10 protein-coding genes and 1 pseudogene are annotated in these 8,260 nt (G+C 60.8%); 5 read left to right on the forward strand and 6 right to left on the reverse strand.

What is annotated here, in order from left to right; genetic code table 11:
• The 3 genes from WCA53_RS27565 to selD form a co-directional block, all read right to left on the reverse strand.
• A partial coding sequence (locus WCA53_RS27565) for a hypothetical protein (protein WP_423918283.1) occupies positions 1–205 on the reverse strand: 205 nt, incomplete at its 3' end.
• Positions 206–366: 161 nt separating this feature from the next.
• A complete protein-coding gene (locus WCA53_RS27570; RefSeq protein WP_423918286.1) occupies positions 367–1,287 on the reverse strand; it encodes a cation diffusion facilitator family transporter in 921 nt (306 codons plus the stop codon).
• Positions 1,288–1,311: 24 nt separating this feature from the next.
• Positions 1,312–2,376, reverse strand: coding sequence for a selenide, water dikinase SelD (selD, locus tag WCA53_RS27575; RefSeq protein ID WP_423918289.1), 1,065 nt, complete (start codon positions 2,374–2,376; stop codon positions 1,312–1,314).
• 217 nt (positions 2,377–2,593) lie between these two features.
• Here selD and WCA53_RS27580 point away from each other — a divergent pair, with 217 nt between their 5' ends.
• The 3 genes from WCA53_RS27580 to WCA53_RS27590 all read left to right on the forward strand — a co-directional run bounded on the left by WCA53_RS27580 (position 2,594) and on the right by WCA53_RS27590 (position 3,593).
• A complete protein-coding gene (locus WCA53_RS27580) occupies positions 2,594–3,022 on the forward strand; it encodes a BspC domain-containing protein (RefSeq protein WP_423918292.1) in 429 nt (142 codons plus the stop codon).
• A gap of 129 nt (positions 3,023–3,151) precedes the next feature.
• Positions 3,152–3,280 (forward strand): hypothetical protein, encoded by a 129-nt coding sequence (locus WCA53_RS27585; protein ID WP_423918295.1) that lies wholly within the window; start codon positions 3,152–3,154, stop codon positions 3,278–3,280.
• Between the two features lie 79 nt (positions 3,281–3,359).
• Entirely contained in the window at positions 3,360–3,593 is a 234-nt protein-coding gene (locus WCA53_RS27590) for a hypothetical protein (RefSeq protein ID WP_423918298.1), read from the forward strand.
• A gap of 83 nt (positions 3,594–3,676) precedes the next feature.
• On the opposite strand, the gene WCA53_RS27595 is transcribed toward WCA53_RS27590, so the two are convergent.
• The gene (locus WCA53_RS27595; RefSeq protein WP_423918303.1) at positions 3,677–4,663 is read right to left on the reverse strand and encodes an AraC family transcriptional regulator N-terminal domain-containing protein; all 987 of its coding nucleotides are present in this window, start codon (positions 4,661–4,663) and stop codon (positions 3,677–3,679) included.
• Positions 4,664–4,992: 329 nt separating this feature from the next.
• On the opposite strand from WCA53_RS27595, the gene WCA53_RS27600 reads away from it, so the two are divergent.
• Positions 4,993–6,039, forward strand: coding sequence for an aldo/keto reductase (locus WCA53_RS27600; RefSeq protein ID WP_423918306.1), 1,047 nt, complete (start codon positions 4,993–4,995; stop codon positions 6,037–6,039).
• Here the strand turns inward: WCA53_RS27600 and WCA53_RS27605 are convergent.
• Positions 6,036–6,545: a GNAT family N-acetyltransferase gene (locus WCA53_RS27605; RefSeq protein ID WP_423918309.1), complete on the reverse strand. Its 510-nt coding sequence runs from the start codon at positions 6,543–6,545 to the stop codon at positions 6,036–6,038. The genes WCA53_RS27600 and WCA53_RS27605 overlap by 4 nt on opposite strands.
• A gap of 235 nt (positions 6,546–6,780) precedes the next feature.
• On the opposite strand from WCA53_RS27605, the gene WCA53_RS27610 reads away from it, so the two are divergent.
• Positions 6,781–7,965 carry a 4-hydroxybenzoate 3-monooxygenase gene (locus WCA53_RS27610; protein ID WP_423918312.1) on the forward strand — a complete coding sequence of 395 codons (1,185 nt, stop codon included), beginning with the start codon at positions 6,781–6,783 and terminating at the stop codon, positions 7,963–7,965.
• A gap of 55 nt (positions 7,966–8,020) precedes the next feature.
• On the opposite strand, the pseudogene WCA53_RS27615 reads toward WCA53_RS27610, so the two are convergent.
• A pseudogene (locus WCA53_RS27615) lies at positions 8,021–8,260 on the reverse strand (amylo-alpha-1,6-glucosidase); the annotation flags it as partial.

The following is an 8,260-nucleotide window of genomic DNA, read 5'->3' on the forward strand; positions in this document are numbered from 1 at the left end:
CCCGCAGGGTGTCCTGGATCTGGGCCCGGCGGGTGGGATCGCTGAGAACGTCCAGAGCTGAGCGCGCCTGGTCGGGCGTGAGCGTGATGGTGGCAGGCTGCGACGCGCCGCCTGCGGGCTTGGCAACGCTTGTAGCGGCATTGGCGAATGACGCAATCGCGCCACACAGGACGAGGCAGGCAAGGAAGATGAGAATTTTGCGCATAGGCGAGGATGAGGAACTCGGTTAAGCATTCCGCAACGTGACGCGCTCGATCTGCACCGCAGATTGAAGTACGGTCGTCACTGTACTAGCTTCAACGGATCGTGCATTTAAAAGTGGTCGGCTTTTCACCCGGACCTTCAGCTACGTGCTTGACTACGTGCTTAGCCGCGCCCTTCGATCACGCGAGGAATGTCCGGCTCGAAGAACACCCAGCGTGCCTGGGGAAACGCGCGCTGCAAGTCTTCTTCGATCACGTTGATCGCATCGACCATCGCTCGGCCTGTGTCGTATTCGACCATTTCCGCCTGCACGGCCACCACGATCTGGCGGCCCCACTGCAACGTGATCAGGTTGATCACACTAATGATTTCAGGCCGGCCGCGCAAATGCGCATCGATAGCCCGTCGCACTTCCGGGCTCGCCGACTCGCCGACGATCATCGACTTGACCTCGCGGGCAACCAGGTACGCGATCACCATCAGCAACACGCCGACGCCGATCGAACCGGCGGCGTCGTAGACCGGATTGCCGGTGATCATGGTCAACAGCACGGCGCAAAACGCGATCGCAAGGCCAGCGAGTGCCGCGATGTCCTCGCCCGCGATCACAATAAGTTCGGACTCCCGCGTTTCACGGAACCATCGCCATAGCGTTTTGTTGCCGGAAGTCTGCCGAATCTCGCGCATGGCGCCGGCTAGGGAAAACGCTTCGAGCACCACCGATACGCCGAGCACCACCAGTGCGACGATCGGATTGCTGACCGGCTCGTGGCCTGCCATGCGATGCACGCCCTCATAGACCGAGAACGCACCGCCGACAAAGAACAGCAGCAGCGCAACGACCATGGAATAGAAGTAGATTTCGCGGCCCGAGCCGAGCGGGTGAAGTGCGTCGGCGGGCGTTTGGGCCTGCTTGATGCCGACCAGCAGCAAAACCTGGTTGCCGCAATCGGCGGTGGAATGGATCGCTTCGGCGAACATCGAACCGGAACCCGTGAATGCAGCCGCCCCGAACTTGCAGACGGCGATGCCCAGATTGGCGGCGAGAGCGTAGAAAATGGCTTTCGGCGATTCTTCTTTCATCGTGCTTTCATGAGGTGGGCGCGATTAGATGACTTCCACACGGCTTTCGCCATCGATCATTTCTCCAATTACTACGGCCTGGTCGAAACCGTCCGCGCGAAAAATCGCAAGGACCTCGTCCACTGCTTCCGGCGCGCACGAGACCAGCAAGCCGCCCGAGGTTTGCGGGTCGGTGAGCAGGGTTTGTGCCATGTCGTGCAATGACGATGTCAGCACGATGTCGCGGCCATACGCGCTCCAGTTGCGTGCCGAGGCACCCGTGACCACGCCCGCTTGGGCGAACGCCTCGACGCCGGGGAGCCACGGCAGGTCGGCATAACGCAAGCGTGCCGTTAGCTTTGAACCGCGGCTCAGTTCCAGCGTGTGCCCAAGCAAGCCAAAGCCGGTTATGTCGGTGAGCGCGTGCACGGCGTCGAGCGCAGCGAGATCGGCGCCGGGCCGGTTGAGCTTGGTGGTCGCCGCGATCATGGCGGCGTAGCCGGCGGCATCGAGTTGATCTTTCTTGAGCGCCGCCGACAAGATGCCCACGCCTAGCGGCTTGCCGAGGATCAGCACGTCGCCGGCCCGCGCAGCGGCATTGCGCTTCACGCGTTGCGGGTGCACGAGACCGAGCGCCACGAGACCGTAGATGGGTTCGACTGAATCGATGGAGTGGCCCCCCGCGACCGGAATGCCCGCTTCAGCGCACACTGACTCCCCGCCCTTGAGCACTGCCGCGATCACCTCGTGCGGCAACACGTTGATCGGCATGCCGACAATGGCCAGCGCCATGATCGGCTTGCCGCCCATGGCGTAGACATCGGACAGCGCATTGGTCGCCGCGATCCGGCCAAAGTCGAAGGGGTCGTCGACAATCGGCATGAAGAAGTCGGTCGTTGCAACGATCGCCTGTTCGTCATTGAGCCGATACACGGCCGCGTCGTCGGCCGTATCGTTGCCGACCAGCAGATCCGGAAAAAAGGGCAGCGGCGCGCTGCGCTTGAGAAGGTCGGCGAGTATGCCCGGCGCGATCTTGCAGCCGCAGCCGCCGCCGTGAGAAAGGCTGGTCAGGCGCGGCGAGTGACGGAGATTAGCGTTTGTATCGTTCATATGATTGCGTTCCAGCGCGGTTGCATGTGACCGATATTATGGTGGTTGTCCTGCAAGCGCGTAAAAATCGCTGCGAGCGTGCCCGTCTCCGTGCACGTGTCCGGCCACGCTTTCAAAAACAGACATAGAAACGTCACGCTATACTTTCGGTCCGCCTGACGCTGCCTTCTCGCGCAGCCTGACCTCATCTCCTCAAGCCCGCCCCCCGCCTATCCGCATGAAATTGCCCCTACCCATTGTCGCGTTGCTGCTCTCCCCCTTTCTATCCTCGTTGGCCCACGCGCAGGAAGCATCGGTTCCCGCGCACGAAGACTATGCCTATCTCCAGCGCATGAATGTACCCGCGCCCGTCATTCAATGCGTCGCGGCGTTCGATCGCTGGGTTGCGAGCGCACACAAGTACGACGCGTTCATCGTGCCGGACCGGCGCGTATTGAGTGCGAAAGTCGATAGCGACGCAACCGTCCTGAACGGCGTCAATCCCGTTGCAGTCGATCAGGTGATCGCGATGCGCGCCTTCGCAAAAGTGCATGGCACGTCGCAATGGACGCGCGTCGATAGTCAATGCGGGATGCTCGACGGCCACGTGGTCGGCGTATCGCTCACGACGCTCAGCCCAAGTGTAAGGCCGAGCATCGTTCGGTAACAGCCGTTGGACACGGAGCCCCGCAGGCGCTCCGCTAATATTTCAAATCGCATTTTTCCTTACAAACACACACGCCTTGTTATTTAATTAATAGATAAATTGATTTCACGGATTCACTAGGAGAAACCGATGAAACGATTAGCGATTCTTGTCACGCTTGCAGTTGCACTCGGAAGCATGCTCGGTGGCTGCATCGTTGTGCCGGGTGGCGGCGGTTATTACGGCGGCGGTTATCACCAGCATTACGACCACTACTAGGCCAGGCATTACAGCGCTTGACTACGACGTTCGACTTCGACAACACCCCGCACAACACCCCGCGCCAAAGGAAACCATCATGTTGAAATTCAAGAAAGGCTTGGTACTCGCATCGCTTGCGGCAAGCGCCGCAATCAGCATGGGATTGGCGAATACCGCATCGGCCGACGAGCAGTTCCGTCCCGGTTTCGTCCATGTCGATGATCGCGGCTGGCACGGCGACCGCTACTACGACGGACACCGCTACTGGGAGCGTCGCGAATGGGAACGCCATCATCATCCGGTGCACCACGACGCCCCGCGGTACTACTAAGACTTAAGCACCGCGCAGCTCAATAGCACATAGGCACATAGCGAAAAAGCCAGGACCTGTCCTGGCTTTTTGCTTTTTCTTTCCTAGCGTGCTTCAAGCGCCACCGAGTCGCGCCATCGCCGGCTATCGCGTTGAGGTGGCGCGCCGAACAGGCGACTGTATTCGCGGCTGAATTGCGACGCGCTTTCATAGCCCACGCGATGCGCTGCCGTCGCTGCATCGGTCATGTCGATCAGCATCAGCCTTCGTGCTTCCTGGAGCCGCAACTGCTTTTGATATTGCATCGGGCTCATGGCGGTCACCGCCTTGAAGTGATGATGCAGCGACGACACGCTCATGTGGACATCGCGCGCAATCGATTCCACGCGTAACGGCTGGTCGAAGTTCTCGCGCAACAGCACAATCGCTTTCGCAATGCGTTGCGTCTGGCTGTCCTGCAACGCGATCTGGCGAAGCCGCGCGCCCTGCCCGTTCATCAGCAAACGGTAAAGGATCTCGCGCTTGACCAGGGGCGCGAGAATGGGAATGTCCTCGGGCGTATCCAGCAGGCGCAGCAAACGCAACACCGCGTCCAGCATCGGCGTGCCGAGCCGGTTCACGTAGAGGCCGCGCGACGCGTCGGCATGAGTCGGGGGCGGCAGGTTTTCATCGCGGATCAGCGCGGTGATGTCCGCCACCTCGAGCTCAAGCCTCAGGCCGAGATACGGTTGCTCCTCGGTCGCGCCGGTCACCTGCCCCCTGACAGGCAAATCCACCGATGAAACCAGGTAATGCATGGGATCGTAGACATACAGTTCGTCGCCGACCATCACGCGTTTGGAGCCCTGCGCGATCAGGCCGAGCGCCGGCGTCTGAATGCCGTGACTGGGGCCGCCGCAGCGCACAATCCGGTGCAGGTGCAAACCCTTCACCGGTGTGTTGATCGAGCCTTCTGCGTGCGCGGTGAAGCGTTCCAGCAACGCGACCAGATCGAGCCGCGCGTGATCGAGGGCAGGATCGAGCGGCGCAGTCTGATTTGAAGCGTGGTGTGACGGATCGGTGGCAGTATCTGCCGCTTCGTTCAGGGCCATGATTCGCGAGTGAGGATGCAGGGCCTGCGCACCGTCCCGGCTAAACGCGCGAACGAAAAGACGTTTGCCGGATGGTCGGACTAGACACGAACTACGCGCGCGACAGGCTTGCAAAGATTGAATGGACTGCTGCTAGCTTACTCGCGCGAGCGCGTTTTCGGCCACACGCTGCCGCAGCTTTTGCAGGATCGGGCAATCATCGAACAGGATCAGGCTAGCTCCTCCATGCGTCGAACGCCGATACTTGCATCACCGCACCACATAAGAGCGTAGAGGGCGCGTTGCAACTGACAGCGATCTGACATAACTGATTCACACGGGAGTCATCCATGCGTAACAGGAAATTCGGCAATACCGGCTTATTCGTTTCGGAACTATGCCTTGGCACGATGACGTTTGGAGAAGGCGGCATCTGGACGAATATCGGCGGACTGCAGCAGGCAGACGCCGATGCGCTCATCGGGCGCGCGCTCGATGCGGGCATCAATTTCTTCGATACAGCAGACGTCTACGCCGACGGCACGTCGGAAATCATGACGGGCCAGGCGCTAAAGAACCTTAAAGTACCGCGCGAAGACGTGGTGATCGCGACCAAGATTCACGGCGAGACGGGCACGAAAGGCATCAATTCGCGCGGCGCGTCGCGGTTTCACATCATTGACGGCGTGAAGGCCAGCTTGAAACGCCTGCAGCTCGATCACATCGATTTGTACCAGTTGCATGGCATCGACCCGGCCACGCCGATTGAGGAAACGTTGCGCGCGCTCGATACCCTCGTGCAGCACGGCCATGTGCGCTACATCGGCGTATCGAACTGGGCCGCGTGGCAGATTACCAAGGCGCTCGGCATTTCCGAACGCCTTGGGCTCGCGCGCTTCGAATCGCTGCAAGCCTATTACACGATCGCAGGACGCGATCTCGAGCGGGAAATCGTGCCTATGTTGCAAAGCGAGAAACTGGGGCTGATGGTGTGGAGTCCGCTTGCGGGTGGCTTGCTCACCGGCAAGTACAAGCGCGATGGCAGTGCGAGCGAAAAAGGCCGGCGCATTGGTTTTGATTTTCCGCCCGTGAACGTGGATCGCGCGTACGACTGTATCGATGCAATGGGCAGGATCGCCGAGGCCAAGGGCGTCAGCATCGCGCAAATTGCGCTCGCGTGGTTGTTGCACAAGCCCGTGGTGACCAGCGTGATCATCGGGGCGAAGCGACTTGAGCAACTCGACGACAACATCGCGGCGACGCAGGTCGAGCTGAACGACGACGAACTCGCCGCTCTCGATGAAGTCAGCGAATTGGCACGCGAATATCCTGCCTGGATGTTCGCGCGCACCGGCGAATACCGGATGAAGCAGTTGAAGGAATCGAGCGGCGGTTAATTGCCGGAGGGTTTGAGCGGCAAGGTCATGAGCAGCGCGTCGTGATACTTGCCGTCTATTTTCAATGCGCGCGGTTCGCGGCCGTATTGCTCGAATCCTGCCGCACGATACAGGCGTATTGCGGGTTCGCTGTCGGGATCGACCCGCAAATGCACTTCTTCCACCACACCTGAAGCGTACGCCAGCAAGGCGTCGACCACGGCCCGCGCCATACCCGTTCCGCGGGCAGCGGGCACCACATACATTCCGATCAGCATCCCCTTGTGCTTCATCTTCCTGCCGGCGGGGACAACTAGCCCGGCCATGCCCGCCAGCTTGTCTCCATCGCTCCAGAATCCCCCAAACGTCACATTGTCTGCGATGCGCTGCTCAAACCACGCCAACGGCTGGTTGACTTCGTCGTCCCAGGCCGCACCCGCGCCAGTCGGATGCTGCGAGAGGTGTTCAAGCCTGAGCGCGCGAAAGGCAGAGGCGTCGGCGGCAGTAAGGCGGCGAATAGTGAACATGGATTTTTATCGGAGGACTGGGTCGCTGAGTGTCCCATGTCCTCTACGACCGTTTCAAGCATCTGGACCAGCGGCTTCCCCCGCCGTCGTGCAATACCGCCCGCGCGTTTGTGGAATTCGGGAATGGCCCTTTATCTTCAATCGAAATATCCCTTATCCGCGCTATCGCGTTGCGCAATAACGGCATTCGCGCAAAACTCGCTCCACAAATCCAACACGCATCCAGGAGACATTCATGCGTACACAAGTCGGCATTGTCGGCGCGGGTCCTGCGGGACTGCTGCTTTCTCACCTCCTTCATTTGCGCGGCATCGAGTCGGTCGTGCTCGAATCGCGCGGCCGCGACGACATCGAATCGACAATTCGCGCCGGTGTGCTCGAACAGGGCACGATGGACCTCCTCAACGAAGCGGGCCTCGGCGCCCGCATGCAAGCCGAAGGCGCGGTGCATCACGGTTTCGAGCTCGCATTCGAAGGCCAGCGCAAGCGGATCGCGCTCACTGAACTCACCGGCCATTCGATCACGGTCTACGCCCAACACGAAGTCATCAAGGACCTGGTCGCGGCACGCGTGGCCGCTGGCGGGGCGCTGAAATTCAACGTATCGAACGTCTCGCTGCACGATTTCGACGATGCCCCCGGCTCAGGCCGTCCGAGCATCCGCTATCGTCATGCCGACACCGACCACACACTGGAGTGCGACTTCATCATTGGCTGCGACGGTTCGCAAGGCGTGGCCCGTGGCTCCATGCCCCAGGCACTAAGACAGGATTACCAGCGCGTCTACCCGTTCGGATGGTTCGGCATTCTGGTGGATGCTCCGCCTTCATCGGACGAACTCATCTACGCCCGGCACGATCGCGGCTTCGCCCTCGTCAGCACGCGTTCCCCGAACGTACAGCGCATGTATTTCCAGTGCGATCCGAAAGAATCCGTTGCAGCGTGGTCCGATGACCGCATCTGGTCCGAACTTCACGCTCGCGTCGATACCTCCGATGGCTGGCAGATCACGGAAGGCCGGATCTTCCAGAAGAACATCGTGGGCATGCGCAGCTTCGTCTCCACGCCGATGCAATCCGGCAAGCTGTTCCTCGCCGGCGATGCCGCGCACATCGTGCCGCCTACTGGCGCCAAAGGCATGAACCTGGCAGTGTCCGACGTGCGCGTGCTGACCGCCGCCCTGAACGCGTATTTCAAGGAAGGGGCAACCGACAAGCTGGATCGATACACGGAGACCGCGCTGAAACGCGTGTGGCGCGCGGAACATTTCTCATGGTGGATGACCCGCATGCTGCACAAGCTCGACGACACCTCGCCTTTCGAGCAACGCCTCCAGCTAGCTGAACTGGAGCACGTGACCACATCGCGCGCCGCCGCCACGGCATTAGCCGAAAACTACGTCGGCAGCGTTGCGGTTTGAGGTTCGACCTGCATGCCGGGATTTAGCGCCCGGACTGCAGGCCTGAACCGCAGGCTCACAGCACCGCGACCACCCGGACGTCGCCTTCGGCGGATGGCACGACCTGGCCGCCGACGCGCCGGAACGTGATCGACACGGTCTGCGCGCCGACTTTCAGTTCGCCGATTTCAAGCCAGTCGATGCCGTCCGGTAATTGCGGGCGGTCGATACGCACTTCGTTGCGCTCCGCGTCGATCGTGATACCCAGGCAGGCCTCCAGGATCATGAACGGGGAACCCGCCGCCCAGGCTTGCGG

Source organism: Caballeronia sp., from assembly GCF_049581465.1.
GTDB lineage: Bacteria > Pseudomonadota > Gammaproteobacteria > Burkholderiales > Burkholderiaceae > Caballeronia.

What these genes read in the sequence shown, in the direction of transcription:
- WCA53_RS27570 (WP_423918286.1), bottom strand. Translation starts at nt 1,287, where the DNA reads ATGAAAGAAGAATCGCCGAAAGCCATTTTCTACGCTCTCGCCGCCAAT.
- selD (WP_423918289.1), bottom strand. Translation starts at nt 2,376, where the DNA reads ATGAACGATACAAACGCTAATCTCCGTCACTCGCCGCGCCTGACCAGC.
- WCA53_RS27580 (WP_423918292.1), top strand. Translation starts at nt 2,594, where the DNA reads ATGAAATTGCCCCTACCCATTGTCGCGTTGCTGCTCTCCCCCTTTCTA.
- WCA53_RS27585 (WP_423918295.1), top strand. Translation starts at nt 3,152, where the DNA reads ATGAAACGATTAGCGATTCTTGTCACGCTTGCAGTTGCACTCGGAAGC.
- WCA53_RS27590 (WP_423918298.1), top strand. Translation starts at nt 3,360, where the DNA reads ATGTTGAAATTCAAGAAAGGCTTGGTACTCGCATCGCTTGCGGCAAGC.
- WCA53_RS27595 (WP_423918303.1), bottom strand. Translation starts at nt 4,663, where the DNA reads ATGGCCCTGAACGAAGCGGCAGATACTGCCACCGATCCGTCACACCAC.
- WCA53_RS27600 (WP_423918306.1), top strand. Translation starts at nt 4,993, where the DNA reads ATGCGTAACAGGAAATTCGGCAATACCGGCTTATTCGTTTCGGAACTA.
- WCA53_RS27605 (WP_423918309.1), bottom strand. Translation starts at nt 6,545, where the DNA reads ATGTTCACTATTCGCCGCCTTACTGCCGCCGACGCCTCTGCCTTTCGC.
- WCA53_RS27610 (WP_423918312.1), top strand. Translation starts at nt 6,781, where the DNA reads ATGCGTACACAAGTCGGCATTGTCGGCGCGGGTCCTGCGGGACTGCTG.